Source organism: Denitrificimonas halotolerans, from assembly GCF_034259425.1.
Taxonomy (GTDB): domain Bacteria; phylum Pseudomonadota; class Gammaproteobacteria; order Pseudomonadales; family Pseudomonadaceae; genus Denitrificimonas; species Denitrificimonas halotolerans.
On the sequence record NZ_JAXIVU010000005.1, the window covers coordinates 44362 to 62822 of the forward strand.

23 protein-coding genes are annotated in these 18461 nt (G+C 44.8%); 22 read left to right on the forward strand and 1 reads right to left on the reverse strand.

The window, feature by feature from the left end:
* Window positions 1–56: 56 nt before the first annotated feature.
* The 5 genes from TOI97_RS05400 to ispD all read left to right on the forward strand — a co-directional run bounded on the left by TOI97_RS05400 (window position 57) and on the right by ispD (window position 4958).
* On the forward strand, window positions 57–1688 hold the full coding sequence (locus TOI97_RS05400; RefSeq protein ID WP_321553106.1) for a CTP synthase: 1632 nt from the start codon (window positions 57–59) through the stop codon (window positions 1686–1688).
* Complete coding sequence (kdsA, locus tag TOI97_RS05405; protein WP_321553107.1) at window positions 1685–2530, forward strand: 3-deoxy-8-phosphooctulonate synthase; 846 nt, start codon at window positions 1685–1687, stop codon at window positions 2528–2530. Before TOI97_RS05400 ends, kdsA begins: the two co-directional genes overlap by 4 nt.
* Window positions 2531–2583: 53 nt before the next feature.
* Complete coding sequence (gene eno / locus TOI97_RS05410; RefSeq protein WP_321553108.1) at window positions 2584–3873, forward strand: phosphopyruvate hydratase; 1290 nt, start codon at window positions 2584–2586, stop codon at window positions 3871–3873.
* 96 nt (window positions 3874–3969) lie between these two features.
* A complete protein-coding gene (gene ftsB / locus TOI97_RS05415) occupies window positions 3970–4251 on the forward strand; it encodes a cell division protein FtsB (protein ID WP_321553109.1) in 282 nt (93 codons plus the stop codon).
* On the forward strand, window positions 4248–4958 hold the full coding sequence (gene ispD, locus TOI97_RS05420; protein WP_321553110.1) for a 2-C-methyl-D-erythritol 4-phosphate cytidylyltransferase: 711 nt from the start codon (window positions 4248–4250) through the stop codon (window positions 4956–4958). The genes ftsB and ispD overlap by 4 nt, the downstream gene beginning before the upstream one ends.
* A 27-nt stretch (window positions 4959–4985) precedes the next feature.
* On the opposite strand, the gene TOI97_RS05425 is transcribed toward ispD, so the two are convergent.
* Window positions 4986–5174 carry a hypothetical protein gene (locus tag TOI97_RS05425; protein ID WP_321553111.1) on the reverse strand — a complete coding sequence of 63 codons (189 nt, stop codon included), beginning with the start codon at window positions 5172–5174 and terminating at the stop codon, window positions 4986–4988.
* A 140-nt stretch (window positions 5175–5314) separates the two neighbouring features.
* On the opposite strand from TOI97_RS05425, the gene TOI97_RS05430 reads away from it, so the two are divergent.
* From TOI97_RS05430 to TOI97_RS05510, 17 genes are all read left to right on the forward strand, one after another.
* Complete coding sequence (locus tag TOI97_RS05430; protein ID WP_321553112.1) at window positions 5315–6427, forward strand: S-(hydroxymethyl)glutathione dehydrogenase/class III alcohol dehydrogenase; 1113 nt, start codon at window positions 5315–5317, stop codon at window positions 6425–6427.
* A 72-nt stretch (window positions 6428–6499) separates the two neighbouring features.
* Entirely contained in the window at window positions 6500–7351 is an 852-nt protein-coding gene (gene fghA / locus TOI97_RS05435; RefSeq protein ID WP_321553113.1) for an S-formylglutathione hydrolase, read from the forward strand.
* A 7-nt stretch (window positions 7352–7358) separates the two neighbouring features.
* Window positions 7359–7646 (forward strand): transposase, encoded by a 288-nt coding sequence (locus TOI97_RS05440; RefSeq protein WP_321553114.1) that lies wholly within the window; start codon window positions 7359–7361, stop codon window positions 7644–7646.
* A 109-nt stretch (window positions 7647–7755) separates the two neighbouring features.
* Window positions 7756–8229 carry a 2-C-methyl-D-erythritol 2,4-cyclodiphosphate synthase gene (gene ispF / locus TOI97_RS05445; protein WP_321553115.1) on the forward strand — a complete coding sequence of 158 codons (474 nt, stop codon included), beginning with the start codon at window positions 7756–7758 and terminating at the stop codon, window positions 8227–8229.
* Window positions 8226–9284 carry a tRNA pseudouridine(13) synthase TruD gene (truD, locus tag TOI97_RS05450; RefSeq protein ID WP_321553116.1) on the forward strand — a complete coding sequence of 353 codons (1059 nt, stop codon included), beginning with the start codon at window positions 8226–8228 and terminating at the stop codon, window positions 9282–9284. Before ispF ends, truD begins: the two co-directional genes overlap by 4 nt.
* On the forward strand, window positions 9272–10021 hold the full coding sequence (surE, locus tag TOI97_RS05455; protein WP_321553117.1) for a 5'/3'-nucleotidase SurE: 750 nt from the start codon (window positions 9272–9274) through the stop codon (window positions 10019–10021). Before truD ends, surE begins: the two co-directional genes overlap by 13 nt.
* A 32-nt stretch (window positions 10022–10053) precedes the next feature.
* On the forward strand, window positions 10054–10689 hold the full coding sequence (locus TOI97_RS05460; protein ID WP_321553201.1) for a protein-L-isoaspartate(D-aspartate) O-methyltransferase: 636 nt from the start codon (window positions 10054–10056) through the stop codon (window positions 10687–10689).
* Window positions 10686–11597, forward strand: coding sequence for a DUF368 domain-containing protein (locus TOI97_RS05465; RefSeq protein WP_321553118.1), 912 nt, complete (start codon window positions 10686–10688; stop codon window positions 11595–11597). Before TOI97_RS05460 ends, TOI97_RS05465 begins: the two co-directional genes overlap by 4 nt.
* 40 nt (window positions 11598–11637) lie before the next feature.
* Window positions 11638–12459 carry a peptidoglycan DD-metalloendopeptidase family protein gene (locus tag TOI97_RS05470; RefSeq protein ID WP_407651321.1) on the forward strand — a complete coding sequence of 274 codons (822 nt, stop codon included), beginning with the start codon at window positions 11638–11640 and terminating at the stop codon, window positions 12457–12459.
* An 83-nt stretch (window positions 12460–12542) separates the two neighbouring features.
* Window positions 12543–13526 (forward strand): RNA polymerase sigma factor RpoS, encoded by a 984-nt coding sequence (rpoS, locus tag TOI97_RS05475; RefSeq protein ID WP_321553119.1) that lies wholly within the window; start codon window positions 12543–12545, stop codon window positions 13524–13526.
* 111 nt (window positions 13527–13637) lie between these two features.
* Window positions 13638–14123, forward strand: coding sequence for a ribonuclease E activity regulator RraA (gene rraA / locus TOI97_RS05480; RefSeq protein ID WP_321553120.1), 486 nt, complete (start codon window positions 13638–13640; stop codon window positions 14121–14123).
* A 23-nt stretch (window positions 14124–14146) separates the two neighbouring features.
* Window positions 14147–15142, forward strand: a complete 996-nt coding sequence (locus tag TOI97_RS05485) for a CorA family divalent cation transporter (protein WP_321553121.1) — start codon at window positions 14147–14149, stop codon at window positions 15140–15142.
* A 47-nt stretch (window positions 15143–15189) separates the two neighbouring features.
* Complete coding sequence (locus tag TOI97_RS05490; RefSeq protein WP_321553122.1) at window positions 15190–15441, forward strand: CrfX protein; 252 nt, start codon at window positions 15190–15192, stop codon at window positions 15439–15441.
* Window positions 15441–16265 (forward strand): mechanosensitive ion channel family protein, encoded by an 825-nt coding sequence (locus TOI97_RS05495; RefSeq protein ID WP_321553123.1) that lies wholly within the window; start codon window positions 15441–15443, stop codon window positions 16263–16265. Before TOI97_RS05490 ends, TOI97_RS05495 begins: the two co-directional genes overlap by 1 nt.
* 75 nt (window positions 16266–16340) lie before the next feature.
* Window positions 16341–16928 (forward strand): RNA polymerase sigma factor SigX, encoded by a 588-nt coding sequence (sigX, locus tag TOI97_RS05500; protein WP_321553124.1) that lies wholly within the window; start codon window positions 16341–16343, stop codon window positions 16926–16928.
* Between the two features lie 72 nt (window positions 16929–17000).
* Complete coding sequence (locus tag TOI97_RS05505) at window positions 17001–17963, forward strand: OmpA family protein (protein WP_321553125.1); 963 nt, start codon at window positions 17001–17003, stop codon at window positions 17961–17963.
* Between the two features lie 144 nt (window positions 17964–18107).
* On the forward strand, window positions 18108–18440 hold the full coding sequence (locus TOI97_RS05510; RefSeq protein ID WP_321553126.1) for a hypothetical protein: 333 nt from the start codon (window positions 18108–18110) through the stop codon (window positions 18438–18440).
* Window positions 18441–18461: the final 21 nt, after the last annotated feature.

The following is an 18461-nucleotide window of genomic DNA, read 5'->3' on the forward strand; positions in this document are numbered from 1 at the left end:
TTTTCAATGCTTATCTTCGGCGGCTTGCCGCTTAAACGCAGAATCCAGGGTTATTTATGACGCGCTACATCTTCGTCACAGGCGGTGTTGTTTCTTCATTGGGGAAAGGTATTGCCTCAGCTTCATTAGCGGCTATTCTTGAGGCGCGTGGCTTAAAAGTCACCCTGCTAAAGCTTGACCCATATATTAACGTTGATCCAGGTACCATGAGTCCGTTTCAACACGGGGAGGTTTTTGTAACTCAAGATGGCGCAGAGACTGACCTCGACTTAGGCCACTACGAGCGCTTTGTGCGCACAACCATGACGCAAAATAACAACTTCACTACAGGGCGTGTGTATGAAGAGGTTTTACGTCGTGAGCGTCGTGGTGATTACTTAGGTGCAACTATCCAAGTGATTCCACATATCACTGATGAAATTAAGCGCCGTATTATTAAAGGCGCAGCTGATGCTGATGTGGCTATGGTGGAAATTGGTGGCACTGTTGGTGATATTGAATCTCAGCCTTTCCTTGAGGCTATACGCCAATTACGGGTAGAGGTGGGTGCCAAGCGGGCTATGCTTATGCACTTAACGCTAGTACCTTATATTGCGACTGCAGGTGAAACAAAAACCAAACCAACTCAGCACTCCGTTAAAGAATTGCGTTCGATTGGTTTGCAGCCTGATGTTTTGGTGTGCCGTTCAGACCGTCCTGTTGATACTGCTTCACGTCGTAAAATAGCCTCTTTTACTAACGTGGAAGAGCGTGCAGTTGTCAGCTTGCATGACGTTGATACTATTTACAAAATTCCAGGAATTTTACACAGTCAAGGTCTAGATGATTTTGTCATGGAACGCTTTGGTCTTGAGTGTGATGGTGCTGATTTATCCGAGTGGGATCGTGTGATTGATGCCAAGCTGCATCCTAAACAAGAAGTGACAGTGGCCATGGTTGGTAAATACATGGAGTTATTGGATGCTTATAAATCACTGATCGAAGCCATGAGTCATGCTGGAATCGAAACTGAAACTAAAGTCAATATGCGCTATATCGACTCTGAAGATCTTGAGAGTCAAGGAGTGCAATTACTCGAAGGCGTTGATGCTATTTTAGTACCTGGTGGTTTTGGCCTGCGTGGCGTGGAAGGAAAAATCAAGGCTGTACAGTACGCGCGTGAGAACAAAATTCCATATTTAGGTATTTGTCTTGGTATGCAAGTTGCTGTCATTGAGTTTGCACGTAATGTGTTAGGTTGGACTGATGCAAACTCGACAGAGTTTGATAAAAACAGTACGCACCCAGTCGTAGGTTTGATTTCTGAGTGGCAGGATGCTGATGGTAGTATTGAACAGCGTACTGAAGATGGCGATGTTGGCGGAACTATGCGTCTAGGTGCGCAGGAGTGCCAGTTGATTCCAGATACTTTGGTGTACGCTAGCTATGGTTCTGATCGCATTGTAGAGCGTCATCGTCATCGTTACGAAGTTAACAATCAGTTGCTGCCTCAGCTCGAAGAAGCAGGTTTGAAAGTTTCTGGTCGCTCTGAAGATGGTGCATTGGTGGAAGTTGTTGAGGTGCCTGACCATCCGTGGTTTGTAGCCAGTCAGTTCCACCCTGAGTTCACTTCGACGCCGCGTGATGGACATCCATTATTTAAAGATTTTGTTGAGGCGGCCCTCACTTATAAAGCAGGTAAAGCATGAGTCAGAAGATCATTCGTGTCGCTAATATAGAAATTGCCAATGATAAGCCATTTGTATTATTTGGCGGCATTAATGTGATTGAATCCCGTGATTTAGCCATGCGTGCGTGCGAAGAGTACGTGCGTGTGACTGAAAAGTTGGGTATTCCTTATGTATTTAAAGCAAGCTTTGATAAGGCAAATCGTTCATCGATTCATTCTTTCCGAGGCCCGGGATTAGATGAAGGATTGAAGGTTTTTGAGGAAGTTAAAAGCACCTTTAATGTGCCAGTCTTGACAGATGTGCATGAGCCTTATCAAGCTCAGCCTGTTGCTGAAGTGTGCGATATTATTCAATTGCCAGCATTTTTATCACGCCAAACTGACTTGGTTATGGCAATGGCAAAAACCAACGCGGTGATTAATATCAAAAAAGCCCAGTTCTTAGCGCCTCATGAGATGCGTCATATTCTGACTAAATGTGAAGAGGCGGGTAATGAAAAGCTGATTCTTTGCGAGCGTGGTTCGTCCTTTGGCTACAATAATCTTGTTGTCGATATGCTCGGTTTTGGCATCATGAAAGCATTTGACTATCCGGTGTTTTTTGATGTCACTCATTCACTGCAAACACCGGGCGGGCGGGCGGATTCCGCTGGTGGACGTCGTGCGCAGGTGACCGAGTTGGCTAAAGCAGGGATGAGTCAGGGTTTAGCAGGCTTGTTCTTAGAGGCTCATCCTGATCCGGATAACGCTAAGTGTGACGGTCCATGTGCGTTACGCTTAGATAAGTTAGAGCCTTTTTTAACACAGCTTAAGCAACTGGATGATTTGATTAAAAGTTTTCCTGAAATTGAAACTGCTTAAGGTGATAGCGTCCCTTTAAGCGTGACTGATTATTGTATGGAGCGTACAAAACGATGGCAAAAATTATCGACATCAAAGGTCGTGAAGTCTTAGATTCACGTGGTAACCCTACGGTTGAAGCTGATGTTATTTTAGACAACGGAATCATCGGCAGTGCCTGTGCACCATCAGGCGCTTCAACGGGCTCGCGTGAAGCGCTGGAATTGCGTGATGGCGATAAAAGCCGCTATATGGGCAAAGGGGTGCTTAAAGCTGTAGCTAACGTGAATGGTGCTATCCGTGAACTGTTAGTTGGCCGGGATGCCGCTGATCAGGCTGCACTTGATCGTGCGATGATAGAGTTGGATGGTACTGATAATAAGGCTACTTTAGGTGCAAACGCAATTTTGGCGGTATCTTTGGCTGCTGCTAAAGCAGCCGCTCAGGCTAAAGGTATGCCTTTGTATGCGCATATTGCTGAGCTCAACGGTACGCCAGGTGTGTATTCAATGCCGGTGCCTATGATGAACATCATTAACGGTGGCGAGCATGCGGACAATAACGTAGATATCCAAGAGTTTATGATTCAACCGGTTGGTGCGAAAACTTTTGCAGATGCGTTGCGCATGGGAACGGAGGTTTTCCATCATTTGAAAGCTGTTCTGCAAAAACGTGGTCTTAGCACCTCAGTAGGTGATGAGGGTGGTTTTGCTCCTAACCTTGCATCTAACGAAGATGCGCTTGGTGCTATTGCTGAAGCTGTAGCGAATGCCGGTTACACGCTAGGTGATGATGTGACCTTGGCACTCGACTGTGCAGCCAGCGAGTTTTATAAAGAAGGTCAATACGATCTTGCTGGCGAAGGTAAAAAGTTTGATGCCCAAGGCTTCGCAGATTACCTTGCAGGCCTAACTGAGCGCTTCCCAATTATTTCTATTGAAGATGGGATGGATGAGTCAGATTGGGCAGGTTGGAAATTGTTGACTGATAAAATCGGTGAAAAGATCCAGTTGGTTGGTGATGATTTATTTGTTACCAATACTAAAATTCTGCAGCAAGGTATTGATACCAGTACGGCCAATTCCATTCTAATTAAGTTCAACCAGATTGGAACTTTGACAGAAACCTTAGAAGCAATTCAGATGGCTAAAAAAGCAGGCTTTACTGCTGTCATTTCACATCGTAGTGGTGAAACTGAAGATTCAACCATTGCTGATTTGGCAGTAGGTACTGCAGCGGGTCAAATTAAGACGGGCTCATTGTGCCGCTCAGACCGTGTTGCTAAGTACAACCAGCTGTTGCGTATTGAAGAACAGCTCGAAGGGCAAGCTCCTTATCGCGGACGTGCAGAATTCCGCGGCTAAGTTGGTGTGAGTTAAAATGCAAAGCACCATCTTAATGAGTGATGTATAAAGTGTAAGGGCAGCTTATTTCGCTGCCCTTTTTAATGGAATGCCACGATGAAAAAAGAGCCCTATTGGTTACTTATCTTACTGCTCGTAATGTTGGTTGGACTCCAGTACCGTCTATGGGTTGGCGATGGTGGCATTGCTCAAGGTATCCAACTGAAAATGCAGATAGCTGAACAGAAAGCCGAAAATGAACGGCTTTTTGAGCGAAATCGAGTGATGGATGCTGAAGTAATGGAATTGAAAAAAGGCTTAGAGACAGTCGAAGAGCGTGCACGTTATGAATTGGGGATGGTCAAGGAAGGGGAAACTCTTTACTTGTTAACCGAATGATTTTGCCTACGTTTTGGTTAGTGGTACCGGCTGCTGGGATTGGTAGTCGTATGCAGGCCCATTGTCCTAAACAATATCTGCAGGTTGGTAGAAAAACCATTCTTGAGTTGACTTTAGAACGATTTTTAACACATCCAAATGTAAAGGGAGTTATGGTGGCCGTGGCTGAGCATGATCAGTGGTGGTCCCATTTAAGTGTGGCCCAACACCCTTTAGTGCAAGCTGTGCAGGGTGGTGCAGAGCGTGCTGATTCAGTTCTTAATGCTCTGCTAGCGTTGCAGCAAAAGGGAGCGCAACCAGAGGACTGGGTTCTGGTGCATGATGCAGCACGCCCTTTGCTTGAGCGTGATGATTTAGATTGTTTGCTTCATACTTTGGCTACTGATCCGGTCGGTGGATTGTTAGCTGTTCCAGCGCGGGATACTTTAAAGCAAATGGATGCTAATGGTCGTGTTGTGCAAACCATTGATCGTAGTGTGATTTGGCATGCTTTAACGCCACAAATGTTTCACTTGGGGCAGTTACAACAAGCTTTGGCTGATGCGCTTATAGCGGGCGTAGCAATCACTGATGAGTCATCTGCTATGGAATGGGCTGGCTATGCGCCGCAGCTTGTAGAGGGGCGAGCAACGAATATTAAAATCACGCGCCCAGAAGACCTACAAACCTTGCAGAGTGCGCTTAATATTCCTTATGTGACAACCTAGGTTTCACCGTAGCGATTGACATAGCTCTTATTTTGTTGTGTCTGCCTTCTTGCTGTAAGGGATAAAAGGTTGTCCGCTCAGACCTTGTGGAATTTCCTCAATGACCCCTCCTGCGCCTAGAAATTGCGCGATCTGCGCTTGTAAATCATCACTGCTTTTTTGAGCCATTTGTACAGTACGTCTTTGGTTTGAGCCTTTAATACGAGTGTTGGGCATGATCTTGCTCAGCTGAAAAATTGAAGGGCGCACAGAATACACGGAAAAATTGTTACTCGTTGTTTTATCTGACTTCGCTAGAGCACAAGCGGTGTTGCTCTCTGTTATGCTTGATTTCTAAATGACGAAAGGAGAGTGTAATGATTAAGTCGCGTGCTGCAGTTGCTTTTGGTCCAGGCGAGCCATTACAGATTTTAGAAGTGGATGTGGAACCACCTAAAGCTGGTGAGGTGTTAGTGCGTATTGTTGCCAGTGGTGTATGTCATACAGATGCGTTTACTCTATCTGGCGATGATCCTGAAGGTGTTTTTCCTGCTATTTTAGGCCATGAAGGTGGTGGTATTGTTGAAGCTGTGGGCGAGGGAGTCACTTCTTTGCAAGTGGGTGATCACGTGATTCCGTTGTATACCGCAGAGTGCCGTACTTGTAAATTCTGTACTTCAGGTAAAACAAATTTGTGCCAGTCCGTGCGTGAGACTCAAGGTAAAGGTTTAATGCCGGATGGTACGACGCGTTTTTCCTATAAAGGTGAGCCTATTTATCACTATATGGGTACTTCTACTTTTTCTGAGTATACAGTTGTGGCTGAGGTTTCTTTGGCTAAAGTACCTAAGGAAGCGCCTCTGGAAAAAATCTGTTTATTAGGTTGTGGGGTTACTACTGGAATTGGTGCGGTACTCAATACAGCGAAAGTAGAAGCAGGTGCGACTGTTGCTATCTTTGGTTTAGGTGGAATTGGTTTAGCAGCTATTATTGGGGCGAAAATGGCGCAAGCGAGTCGTATTATCGTGATTGATATTAATCCGGATAAGTTTGCTATTGCTAAAGACCTAGGTGCTACTGATTTTGTTAATCCTAAAGAGCATGATAAACCTATTCAAGAGGTCATTATTGAAATGACTGACGGCGGTGTGGACTACTCTTTCGAGTGCGTGGGTAATGTTGATTTAATGCGTTCAGCGCTTGAATGTTGCCATAAAGGTTGGGGTGAGTCGGTGATTATTGGCGTGGCTGGTGCTGGACAAGAAATTAGCACACGTCCATTCCAGTTGGTCACTGGTCGTGTTTGGCGCGGTAGTGCTTTTGGTGGTGTTAAGGGGCGCACTGAACTGCCAGGTTATGTTGCTAAAGCACAAAGTGGAGAGATTCCACTGGACACTTTTATTACTCATACAATGGGTTTAGAAGAAATTAACACAGCATTTGAGTTGATGCACCAAGGTAAAAGTATTCGTAGCGTTATCCATTTTTAAGCATGAGTCTTATCTGTTGATTCAGGAGGTTTGTAGGGTCGCCTGAATTAACAATTGTCTTTGGAGTGAATGATGTCGTTACAGAAGTTGTCATTAAATAAAGTTTTTGGCGGGGAGCATGTGCGTTATGAGCATCAGTCTGAGGTGCTCAGCTGCACTATGCAGTTTGCAATTTACTTGCCACCGCAAACTAAGAAAGGCCAGTCCTTACCAGTAGTGTATTGGTTATCTGGTTTGACCTGTACTGATGAGAATTTCATGCAAAAGGCTGGAGCATTAAAAGCAGCTGCTGAATTGGGTCTTGTCATTGTCGCACCAGACACCAGCCCCCGGGGTAAAGGTGTTCCGGACGACCCAGAAGGTGCATGGGATTTTGGGCTTGGGGCTGGTTTTTATGTGAATGCCACTCAAGAACCATGGGCTAAGCATTACCGTATGTACGACTATGTAGTGAGTGAGCTGCCTGCTTTGATTGAGAAAAATTTCCTTGTTACTGATAAACGTAGCATCAGCGGGCACTCGATGGGTGGGCATGGTGCACTCATTGCTGCCTTGCGTGAGCCTGAGCGTTATCAGTCGGTATCGGCTTTTTCTCCAATCTGTCAGCCTACTCAATGTCCTTGGGGGGAGAAAGCTTTCTCTAACTATTTAGGTAGTCAGCGTGAAATTTGGCTGGATTGGGATGCCAGTGTTCTCATAGCAAAGGCAAGTGCGCATGTACCGATGCTAGTTGACCAAGGGAGTGCAGATCATTTTTTAGCTGAACAGTTAAAGCCAACGGCACTGCAGGATGCAGCTAGTCGTGCAGGTTACCCACTAACATTACGCATGCAGCCTGGTTATGATCACAGTTATTACTTTATAACTAGCTTTATTGATGAGCATTTGCGTTTCCACGCCCAAGCTTTATTAAAATCGCGTTAAAACCACGATGGCCAAGTCAGTGCTAGACGCTGACTGGGGTCAATTAAAAGCAATGTTGGACTATAAATGCGCTCACGCAGGCATTGTTTTTAAGGAAGTTGACGCATACATCAGCCAAACCTGTTTGAGTTGTGGCAGCTTGCTCGAATCGAGGTCGAAAGGCATCGCAGGACTTGGAATAAGAGAATGGACGTGCAGTGGGTGTGATGTCACCCACGATCGCGATGTTAATGCGGCACGGAACATTCTCGCAGCCGGGCATGGCCGTCTAGCAGTAGGAATCCCCGTTCTTTAGGTGGGGAGGATGTCAACCGTATAAGTCGTTAAAGAGGTAGGTTAGGCTATCTGGGTGCAGATCTATAAATACGTGTAGAATATGCCAATTTCACAGGTTAGGTAAGAATATGCGTATAGGTCATGGCTATGATGTCCATCGATTCCAAACAGGCGAGTTTATTACTTTAGGTGGTGTGCAAATTGCTCATAACAAAGCGTTTGTTGCACATTCAGATGGGGATGTGCTTTTGCATGCGTTGACTGATGCACTGTTGGGAGCTGCAGCGTTAGGGGATATTGGTCAGCACTTTCCAGATACTGACCCTGCTTACAAAGGTGCTGATAGTCGTGATTTGTTACGTAATGTGGTGCGCTTACTGCAGGAAAAAGGCTGGCAAGTTGGTAATGTTGATATGACTATTTTAGCTCAAGCTCCGAAAATGGCTGCTCATATTGGAGCGATGCGTGAAAATATTTCGGCAGATTTACAGGTTGCTTTGGATCAGGTCAATGTCAAAGCCACGACCACAGAAAAGTTAGGTTTTATTGGTTGTGAAGAAGGCATTGCGGCACATGCAGTCGCTTTGTTGGTTAAATCATGAGAGAAGTAGACCTGTTAGGTCCGCGAGCTTTTGGTGAGACCTGTGGTAGCGCAAAACTTAAAGCTAGTGCTGAAGACTTTCAGGTTGATGAGGTCTTGGATATTCCCTTGTCTGGTGATGGTGAGCACTTATGGTTGTGGGTGGAAAAGCGTTTACTCAACACTGAGGAGGCCGCGAGACGTATTGCTAAAGCCGCTGGTGTATCCTTGCGTCAAGTCAGCTATGCAGGATTAAAAGATCGGCAAGCCTTAACTCGGCAGTGGTTCAGTATCCATTTGCCGGGTAAGGCTGATCCAAACCTATCGGTCGTTCATAGTGATGAGTTGCGCATCCTAGATATGCAGCGCCATAGTCGTAAACTGCAGCGTGGTGCTCACTCAGCAAATGGTTTTACTATTCGTTTAACCGATCTGAAAGCTAATCGTGGTGAGCTTGAACAGCGCTTGCAACAGATTGTCAGTCAGGGTGTACCTAATTACTTTGGTTTGCAGCGTTTTGGAGAGCAGGGTAATAACCTGCTAGGGGCTTTGGAGTATGCTCAGCGTCAAGAGTTACCGGTGCAAAGAAGCTTACGCTCACGGTTACTTTCTACTGGGCGTAGCGCGCTCTTTAATCGGGTATTGGCACAGCGTGTCCATAGCCATACTTGGAATGTTGCTCAAGTTGGTGATGTTTTAGCTTTTACTGGCAGTCGTAGTTTTTTTGTGGCGGGTAAAGAGGAGTGCCAAGATCCGCGATTACTCCAGTTAGATATGCACCCAACAGGGCCGTTATGGGGCGATGGTGAGTTAGCTAGCCAAGGTTTGATTCAGCAGCAAGAGTTGCAAGCTGCTCGAGAAAATTCTGAACTCAGTGCTTGGCTTGAGCGCGCTAAATTAAAGCAGGAGCGCCGTATTTTACGCTTACCTGTGCGGGGGCTTGTTTGGGAGTTTCTTGCTGAGGATTGCTTGCAGGTGCAATTTATTTTGCCTCCGGGTTGTTTTGCTACGGTTGTTTTACGAGAAATGGTAGAGCTGTTATCGGTAACTGAGGCGGTACGTGCGTGCGAATTTTAATTGCGAATGATGATGGTGTGAATGCTCCGGGGTTATCAGCTTTGCATGCAGCATTAAAAGACTATGCCAGCTGCACTGTAATTGCTCCCGAACAAGATAGTAGTGGTGCGAGCAGCTCATTGACGCTCGATCGTCCCTTGCACCCACAAACTTTGAGCAATGGCTTTATTAGCGTTAATGGTACGCCGACAGACTGTGTTCATCTTGGGCTGCATGGGTTGCTGCCTGATACTATGGATATGGTTGTTTCTGGAATCAATATGGGGGCTAACCTAGGTGATGATGTACTTTATTCAGGCACTATTGCTGCGGCTATAGAAGGACGGTTTTTGCAACGACCTTCTTTTGCTTTTTCATTATTGTCTCGGCACGTAGAGCACTTACCTACAGCTGCTTGGTTTGCTAGGCGTTTAATTGAAGGTCATGAAAAACTTTCAGTAGCGCCACGTACGGTATTCAATGTCAATATTCCAGACTTACCTCTTGCTGATATTAAAGGTATCAAACTGACGCGTTTAGGTCATCGCGCACGGGCTGCAGCGCCAGTGCGGAATGTGAATCCACGTGGGAAAGAAGGTTATTGGATTGCCGCCGTGGGTGGTGTGGAAGACGGTGCTGAAGGCACGGATTTTCATGCAGTATCTCAAGGTTATGTATCAATAACACCGCTGCAGTTGGATCGCACTTTTCACCCTGAGTTGGAGCGTGTACAACAATGGCTAGAGAATGTCCTGTGAGATCTTATAATTTGCAGCGCGGCGGTATTGGTATGACATCGCAGCGTACCAGAGAACGGCTTGTGCAGCGTTTGCGTGATGAAGGTTTAAAAAACCTTGACGTGTTGGATGTGATGCTCCGTACGCCTCGGCATTTATTTGTGGATGAGGCTTTAGCGCACCGTGCCTATGAAGACACTGCACTCCCTATCGGTAACAATCAAACCATTTCGCAACCTTATATGGTTGGACGAATGACTGAGCTGTTATTGTCTGCGGGGCCTCTTGATAAAGTATTGGAGGTTGGTACTGGGTGTGGTTATCAAACAGCAGTTTTAGCTCAGTTAGTTGAGCGCGTATTTACTATAGAGCGAATTCAGTCGTTGCAAGAGCGAGCTAAAGAGCAGCTAGCTGAACTTAATATACGCAATGTTGTGTATCGTTGGGGAGATGGTTGGGAAGGCTGGAATGCCATGGCACCATACGATGGCATCCTTGTTACAGCGGGCGCAAAAGAAATCCCACAGGCGTTATTGGGCCAACTAGCTATAGGAGGTCGATTGGTAATTCCTGTTGGAGAGATAGATAAGCAACAGTTGTTATTGATCGTGCGTGAGCTTGATGGGTTTGTTTATCAACGTTTAGAGGGGGTGCGTTTTGTCCCTTTACTACCAGGAACATTGCCGTGAAAGATAAAGTGTTGCTGTTCTTGAAAGGTATGGCGATGGGTGCCGCTGATGTTGTGCCAGGCGTATCTGGGGGTACTATTGCTTTTATTACCGGTATTTATGATCAGTTGCTGGCTGCTTTGTCACGTATCCCAGAAGCAGCTTGGTTAATATTACGAGGCCAAGTGAGACAGGCTTGGCAGTTCGCTCATATGAATTTTTTGCTGATTTTGTTTTCTGGGGTTTTATTAAGCATAGTGAGTTTGGCACGTGTAATTACTTGGTTGCTAGAAACTCAACCTATTGCGATTTGGTCATTCTTTTTTGGTTTAATTATCGTTTCTTGCTATTTGGTTGCGCGCGACGTGCAGCGTTGGTGTTTGAATCGTTGGTTGGCCTTGGTGGCGGGTGCTGTTTTTGCTTGGTGGATTACTGTAGCTTCACCGGTGAGTTGGGGACATGACCCCTTAAGTTTATTTGCTGCTGGCGCTGTTGCTATATGTGCAATGATTTTGCCAGGTATCTCAGGTAGTTTTATTTTATTGTTGTTGGGGTTATATCCAACAGTTTTAACTGCAATTAAACAGTTAGAGTTGGGTGTTTTAAGTGTTTTTGCAGCGGGTTGTTTATTCGGATTACTGGCTTTTGCGCGAGTGTTACGTGTGGCACTAGAGCGTTTCAGAGATGTTACTTTGGCCTTGCTCATAGGGATTATGCTTGGCTCATTGAATAAGGTTTGGCCGTGGAAAAATACACTGACTTGGCGTACTGATCGGCATGGTGTTGAAGTACCAATGTTACAAGAAAATGTATCGCCTTGGCAGTTTTCTGAGTTGTTTCAAGTTGATGCGCAATTGATTCCTGCATTATTGCTCTCTATATTCGGCATTGTCATTGTGGTTGGCATTGAACGTTATGCGGGTAAATGATGCGCAGTCCTACACTGTTAAAACCGTCAAGGAGTTCGGCGTGAAGCCAGTTCAAATTATCTCATCGGTAAAACAAAATTTTAATTTCAAGTTACTGTGCTTGCTAGTGGTGAGCAGTGTATTGGTTGCTTGTGCGGGTAATTCAGGAAAGGCGCCGGTGCTGGATAGGTCGCATGCAGCTCGGACTCCAGTCACCAGTGGTTATTATATTGTTAAGCGTGGCGACACTTTATATTCTATTGCTTTTCGTTACGGTTGGGATTGGCGTGCACTCGCGGCACGTAATGGTATTCGAGCGCCTTATACTATTGTTCCGGGACAAAGAATCAACTTTTCTGCAGGAACAGCTGTGCAGTCTACTCGAGCTGTGGCACATAAAGCTCCGGCGGTAAGGTTAAGTCAGCCGGCACCTGCGGCTAAAGCTGCACCTAAACCAATAGCTTCAGCCCCAAAGTCTAAAGTAAAGCCCGCCTCAGTTGCTGCAGGGCAGCAAGGAAAATGGCTATGGCCAACTGAGGGTAAGCTTATAAGTGTGTTTTCTTCAAACACTAGTTTGAATAAAGGGGTTGATATTGCAGGCAAGCTTGGACAATCTATAGTTGCAACAGCGGATGGTAGCGTTGTATATGCCGGAAGCGGGTTAAGAGGTTATGGCGAGCTGGTGATCATTAAACATAATGACACCTTTATTAGTGCATATGGCCATAACCGCCGTCTGCTGGTTAAAGAGGGACAAACAGTTAAAGCAGGGCAGACGATAGCGGAAATGGGGTCAACAGGGACGGATCAAGTGAAGCTGCACTTTGAAATCCGCCGTCAAGGTAAGCCCGTTGATCCTATGCAATATCTACCTCAGCGATAACTTTCCTCCACCAGCAGAGGGTTATAGTTGCAGTCCAGATATGGATGGTGCTGCGATGCTCTAGGTGAGGAGAGGTTGACAAAATGAGGTATCAAGAACATGAGTTAGGCTTAACTGAAGTTAAGGACCTACGAAGTACGTATGATTCACACTCACATGACAAGGGAGATGGGTGTTCGAGTGGCATACAGCCTAAAAAACATAAAACTCATAAGCGAAAGGTCGACTCTTCGAGTCCTGATCTGACGCAACTGTACCTTGAAAGCATTGGCTTAACACCGCTTTTAAGTCCTGAGCAAGAAGTGCTTTATGCGCGTAGGGTGCAACGAGGCGACAGCTCAGCGCGGAAGCAAATGATTGAGTCAAACTTGCGGTTGGTAGTAAGCATTGCTAAGTATTACCAAAACCGAGGATTACCCCTGTTGGATTTAATCGAAGAAGGCAACTTAGGTCTAATCCGAGCAGTAGAGAAGTTTGATCCAGAGCGTGGCTTCCGCTTTTCTACTTATGCAACTTGGTGGATTCGACAAGCAGTGGAACGGGGGCTGATGAACACTACACGTACTGTGCGGTTGCCAGTGCACATCAGTAAAGAACTTAATGCGTACTTGCGTGCAGTGCAAAAACTAACTGGCCAAGATGGGCGTATCCCGAGTCTAGAGCAAATAGCAAATTATTTAGAGAGATCAGTGAGCTATGTTCAGCAAATGCATGAATATAGTGAGCATGCACTCTCATTAGATGCAACTAATGTCCATGACTCCGAGATGAGACTTTTGGATATATTGGTCGATGAAAACACAATCGATCCTAGCGACGCCATACAAAATAATGACCTGGCAGTATGTATTGATAAATGGGTTGCAGAGCTTGATGCGCGACAGCGTGAAATAGTACTGCGACGCTTTGGTTTGCGAGGGTACGATAGCCATACTTTACAGGAGGTTGGTAGCATGATGGGCTTAACACGTGAGCGAGTTAGACAGCTTCAAATGGATGCTTTGAAGCGCTTGCGGATTAAACTCGAAGCGCATGGCTTATCCGGTGATTTGTTGTTTAGAGTTTAGTGTTCTTGTGTAAGCCATCTGCTTGTATAACAACAGGCCGGTGGCCTACTGAGATTTATTCTTTGCGCTAGGCTTGAGTTTTTATTTTTGAAGATAGTAAAAGGAAGCAATATGAAGTATGTAACTCCAGATTTATGCGATGCTTATCCAGAGGTGCAAGTTGTTGAGCCTATGTTTGCGAATTTTGGTGGGCGTGATTCTTTTGGTGGTGAAATTGTAACAATTAAGTGTCATGAAGATAACTCGGTAGTTAAACAGCAAGCTGATCAGCCTGGCCACGGTAAAGTGATGGTTGTGGATGGCGGAGGGTCATTACGACGGGCAATGCTAGGTGATATGGTTGCAGCGCAAGCTGCTAAGAACGGTTGGGAAGGTATTATTATCTACGGCTGCGTACGTGACGTAGATGTATTGCAAGAAATTGACTTGGGAGTGCAAGCGTTAGCGAGCCATCCAATGAAAACCGATAAGCATAATATTGGTCAACTTAATGTTGAGGTGAAATTTGGTGGCGTGACTTTCCGTTCTGGTGATTTTATCTATGCAGACAATAATGGCATTATAGTTTCTGAAAAAGCTTTAAGTATGCCTGAATAATAACGAATGAAGGTTAAGTAAGTATGCAACATTCTGAACGCTTCAACCAAGGACTGTTGCATGCTTATATCTTGGATGGGCAAGGCTCAGCTGTAGCGGTAAATGACACCGAATTAGAAAACGTGCAACTGGCAGCACATGAAAGCTTGTGGATTCATTGGGATCGAGCTCATCAGCACTCAGAGAAATGGTTGAGAGAGAACAGTGGGCTAAATGAGTTTGCTTGTGATCTTTTACTTGAGGAAAATACACGTCCACGTTTATTACGCTTAGAGAACCAAGCATTATTATTATTTTTACGTGCTATTAATCTAAACCCTCAGGCAGAGCCTGAGGATATGATTTCGTTACGTATCTATGCCGATCAAGCTTATGTTTATTCTTTACGGCAGCGCCCAGTCCAGGTTACTGATGAGTTGATCCAAGCTTTTGAACGTGGGCATGGCCCGCGAAACACTTCCGAATTATTGCTTTTTTTAGCTCAAACTTTGACTGACCGTGTTGAGCATACGGTGAGTGATCTTGCTGATACTGTTGATGCTGAAGAAGCTAAAACAGATGAAGATGAGCGCTATACTCCTGAAGTGCTTCCATTGCTACAGGCACGCCGCAGTGCAGCTAATTTAAGACGCTTTTTAGCACCACAGCGAGATGTTTTTGTAATGCTAATGCAGAGCCAAGAATCATGGTTTATGTCAGATGATGCCATATATTGGAACGAACTTAATAACCGCTTAATGCTTCATTTAGAAGAGTTAGAATTGACCCGTGAACGTATCGGTGTCGTGCTAGAAACTGAACAGCGACGGCGCAATGAGCGGATCAGTCATACAATGTATCTGTTGACTGTTATTACGGGGTTTTTCTTACCGCTAACTTTTGTTACAGGGTTGTTGGGTATTAATGTTGGGGGTATTCCTGGGGCCGAAAATCCTTATGGTTTTTTGATTGCGTGCTTTTTACTGGTTATGTTAGCGCTGATGCAATGGTTGTTTTTCCGTTGGCTACGGTGGGTATAATAGATCTTTCTAGCTCCGCAGAGCTTTAATATAGGTATAGCATTGATATGACACAAGATTCTTTTGAGCAGTCGTTACGTGACATGCTCAAAGCACCTGAAGAGCAACTGGGTGATGATGCGTCCTTAGACAAAGTCTTAAAAAAAGCGAACCGGCAGTTGGGTGTTGGTGCAATATTTACGTTATTTGGGCGTGCGCTTGAATCTGTTTTGATTGGTTTAAGCAATGGCTCAGAACACATCAAACCTGTATCAAATCTTTCTGAAAAATATAACCCTTTACATAAGGTTGATAAGTAATGCAACTTGATTCTTGGACAAAAAATATAGTCAGTGCTATGAGTGGGCTGTGGAACAAAATTGCCAGCTTCATTCCTAATTTATTTGGCGCGCTTATCTTAGTATTGCTAGGTTTTTTGGTTGCTAAATTATTAGATGCGTTACTGTCGAAGTTATTGGCCAAGGTAGGCTTGGATCGCCTAATGAGTGGTACCGGTTTGACTAAGTTACTCGGGCGGATAGGTATCAAGGCATCGGTTTCGACTTTGATCGGTAAGATTGTTTATTGGTTTGTCTTACTGATTTTCTTGATTTCAGCAGCTGAGTCTTTAGGTCTGGAGCGTGTCTCTGCAACGCTTGATGTGTTAGCGCTGTATGTGCCGAAAATGTTTGCTGCCGCATTGGTCTTGGTCGCAGGTATTTTGTTGGCACAACTGCTTAACAGCATGGTTAAAGGTGCTGCTGAAGGGGTGCGTTTAGAATATGCTGCAGGCTTAGGTCGCATTGTGCAGAGCATGGTAATTATTATCAGCGTGTCTGTTGCTATTGGGCAGCTAGAGATTAAAGCTGAATTGCTCAACTATGTTATTGCGATTGTTTTATTGAGTATTGGTTTGGCTTGCGCATTAGCTTTAGGGTTGGCTAGTAGAGGGATTGTTAGCCAAATTATTGCCGGTATTTATGTGCGCGAACTTTATGAATTGGGGCAGCAGATTAAAGTTGCTGAGGTTGAAGGACGGATCGAAGAAATAGGTACAGTAAAAACTATTTTGGTCAATGAGAGTGGTGAGTGGTTTTATATAAGCAACCGAGTGCTGCTTGAGCAGCAAGTCACCAGCCGTTAGTTGGTAGTAAGGTTTAATTGACGATGTTTTTTATCGTTGTATGTAGTATTTACTCTAATAACGGTTTGACTTGTTTTGACTGATCTAAAAAAATCTCGTCAGCGCTATGTGCCCGAAGAACTCAGTGATGAGGAGTTGGTGGAGCATGCGAAAAATGAATTATTCCATGTGACGCGTGCTTATGAGGAGCTGATGCGACGATATCAGCGCACTTTGTATAATGTTTGTGCACGTTACTTAGGTAATGACCGTGATGCTGATGATGTCTGCCAAGAAATTATGCTTAAAGTACTTTATGGCTTGAAAAAGTTTGAAGGTAAGTCAAAATTTAAGACATGGCTGTATAGCATCACTTATAATGAATGTACTACTCAGTATCGTAAAGATCGGCGTAAGCGGCGTTTGTTTGATGCTTTAAGCTTAAACCCTTTGGATGAAGAGGTTGAGCTGGAGCAAATTGATACCAAAGAGAATAATTTAGACCGTTGGTTGGTTGATGTTAACACCATTGATAAGGAAATAATTATTTTACGATTTGTTGCAGAACTTGAATTTCAAGAGATCGCTAGTATTATGCACCTCGGGTTAAGTGCAACAAAAATGCGATATAAACGCGCAATAGATCGACTACGTGATAGCTTTTCGCATATAATAGAAGAGTGAAAAGTTTTTAAGCATGCCAAGTATTTTCTAGGTATGTTGTTCTAACTAAAAAAATGATGAGGAATATATAATATGAAACTAAAAAGCACCTTGGGTTTAGCCATTGGTTCCCTGCTAGCTGCATCTTCCTTCGGCGTGTTCGCTCAAGGCCAAGGTGCAGTTGAGACAGAAGTGTTCGCCAAGCGTTACTTCACAGACAGCGTTCGTAACATGGAAGACGGCAATCTGTTCGGTGGTTCTATTGGTTACTTCTTAACTGACGATGTTTCATTAAACTTATCGTACGGTGAGTACCATGATATCCGTTCTAACGAAGGTACTAATAAAAACGTTAAAGGTAGCTTGAGCTCCCTTGATGCGGTGTACCATTTCGGTACACCAGGTAAAGGTCTACGTCCTTACCTATCTGCTGGTATGGGACATCAGAGCATCAGTAACTTGTCACCACGCACTGGTCGTGATCATACTACCTTTGCAAACATTGGTGCAGGTCTGAAGTACTACATCACTGAAAACTTCTTTGCTAAAGCAAGCGTTGACGGTGTTCACGGTTTTGACAACCATCAGTCAGAGTGGATGACCGGTGTTGGTCTTGGTCTAAACTTTGGTGGTAACTACAGCAAGCCAGCTCCAGTTGTTGAGCCAGCACCAGTAGTTTACGAGCCAGAGCCAGTAGAGCCAGAAACTGTACGTGTTGAGCTAGACGTTAAATTTGACTTTGACAAAGCGCAAGTTAAACAAGACAGCTACAATGATATTGCTAACCTAGCTGAGTTCATGAAGCAGTTCCCACAAACTGCAACAACTGTTGAAGGTCACACTGACTCAACAGGTAACGCAGCTTACAACCAGAAGCTATCTGAGCGTCGTGCTGGTGCGGTACGTGAAGTGCTGGTTAACCAGTATGGTGTTGAAGCTGAGCGTGTAAACGCTGTTGGTTACGGTGAAGAGCGTCCAGTTGCTGATAACGCAACTCGTGAAGGTCGCGCTATTAACCGCCGTGTAGAAGCAGCAGTTGAAGCACAAGTTCAGTAATTAAACTGAACTGAAAACCAGCGATATGAGCTGACCCCCCCCATTTGACTGGAAAGGTCAGTGATCAAGCAGGTAAGGCCTGAGTTCGATATTATATCGGGCTCAGGCCTTTTTGTTTTCTAGCTTAACCCGCTTGTGATTATAATGGTGGAGTTACTCTATATCTCGATGGTAAGTTCAAAAAAACAACTGCTTCTTGATATAAAAGCAGGAGCTTTTGGATGCCTTATAGAAAGTATTAACTTTCAAGATGCTGAGCATGTGAGTGAGATCAACGTTGAATGTATAAAACTCATGTTAGCCTTTCGAAGAGTACTGAATCCAATATTGTTAGCAGAAAGCAGAAAGCAGAAAGCAGAAAGCAGAAAGCAGAAAGCAGAAAGCAGAAAGCAGAAAGCAGAAAGCAGAAAGCAGAAAGCAGAAAGCAGAAAGCAGAAAGCGAGAATGAAGAGGAAAGCCCGCTCAGGTCTAATTTAAGTGAGATTAGCCTGAGCGGGT

Bases quoted from the DNA above. Each gene is read 5' to 3' on its own strand.
- TOI97_RS05490 (WP_321553122.1), top strand. From the start codon at position 15,190: ATGACACAAGATTCTTTTGAGCAGTCGTTACGTGACATGCTCAAAGCA.
- ftsB (WP_321553109.1), top strand. From the start codon at position 3,970: ATGAAAAAAGAGCCCTATTGGTTACTTATCTTACTGCTCGTAATGTTG.
- TOI97_RS05400 (WP_321553106.1), top strand. From the start codon at position 57: ATGACGCGCTACATCTTCGTCACAGGCGGTGTTGTTTCTTCATTGGGG.
- eno (WP_321553108.1), top strand. From the start codon at position 2,584: ATGGCAAAAATTATCGACATCAAAGGTCGTGAAGTCTTAGATTCACGT.
- ispD (WP_321553110.1), top strand. From the start codon at position 4,248: ATGATTTTGCCTACGTTTTGGTTAGTGGTACCGGCTGCTGGGATTGGT.
- TOI97_RS05495 (WP_321553123.1), top strand. From the start codon at position 15,441: ATGCAACTTGATTCTTGGACAAAAAATATAGTCAGTGCTATGAGTGGG.
- TOI97_RS05505 (WP_321553125.1), top strand. From the start codon at position 17,001: ATGAAACTAAAAAGCACCTTGGGTTTAGCCATTGGTTCCCTGCTAGCT.
- ispF (WP_321553115.1), top strand. From the start codon at position 7,756: ATGCGTATAGGTCATGGCTATGATGTCCATCGATTCCAAACAGGCGAG.
- fghA (WP_321553113.1), top strand. From the start codon at position 6,500: ATGTCGTTACAGAAGTTGTCATTAAATAAAGTTTTTGGCGGGGAGCAT.
- rpoS (WP_321553119.1), top strand. From the start codon at position 12,543: ATGAGGTATCAAGAACATGAGTTAGGCTTAACTGAAGTTAAGGACCTA.
- TOI97_RS05460 (WP_321553201.1), top strand. From the start codon at position 10,054: ATGACATCGCAGCGTACCAGAGAACGGCTTGTGCAGCGTTTGCGTGAT.
- truD (WP_321553116.1), top strand. From the start codon at position 8,226: ATGAGAGAAGTAGACCTGTTAGGTCCGCGAGCTTTTGGTGAGACCTGT.
- kdsA (WP_321553107.1), top strand. From the start codon at position 1,685: ATGAGTCAGAAGATCATTCGTGTCGCTAATATAGAAATTGCCAATGAT.
- TOI97_RS05425 (WP_321553111.1), bottom strand. From the start codon at position 5,174: ATGCCCAACACTCGTATTAAAGGCTCAAACCAAAGACGTACTGTACAA.
- TOI97_RS05485 (WP_321553121.1), top strand. From the start codon at position 14,147: ATGCAACATTCTGAACGCTTCAACCAAGGACTGTTGCATGCTTATATC.
- rraA (WP_321553120.1), top strand. From the start codon at position 13,638: ATGAAGTATGTAACTCCAGATTTATGCGATGCTTATCCAGAGGTGCAA.
- TOI97_RS05440 (WP_321553114.1), top strand. From the start codon at position 7,359: ATGGCCAAGTCAGTGCTAGACGCTGACTGGGGTCAATTAAAAGCAATG.
- TOI97_RS05510 (WP_321553126.1), top strand. From the start codon at position 18,108: ATGGTGGAGTTACTCTATATCTCGATGGTAAGTTCAAAAAAACAACTG.
- TOI97_RS05430 (WP_321553112.1), top strand. From the start codon at position 5,315: ATGATTAAGTCGCGTGCTGCAGTTGCTTTTGGTCCAGGCGAGCCATTA.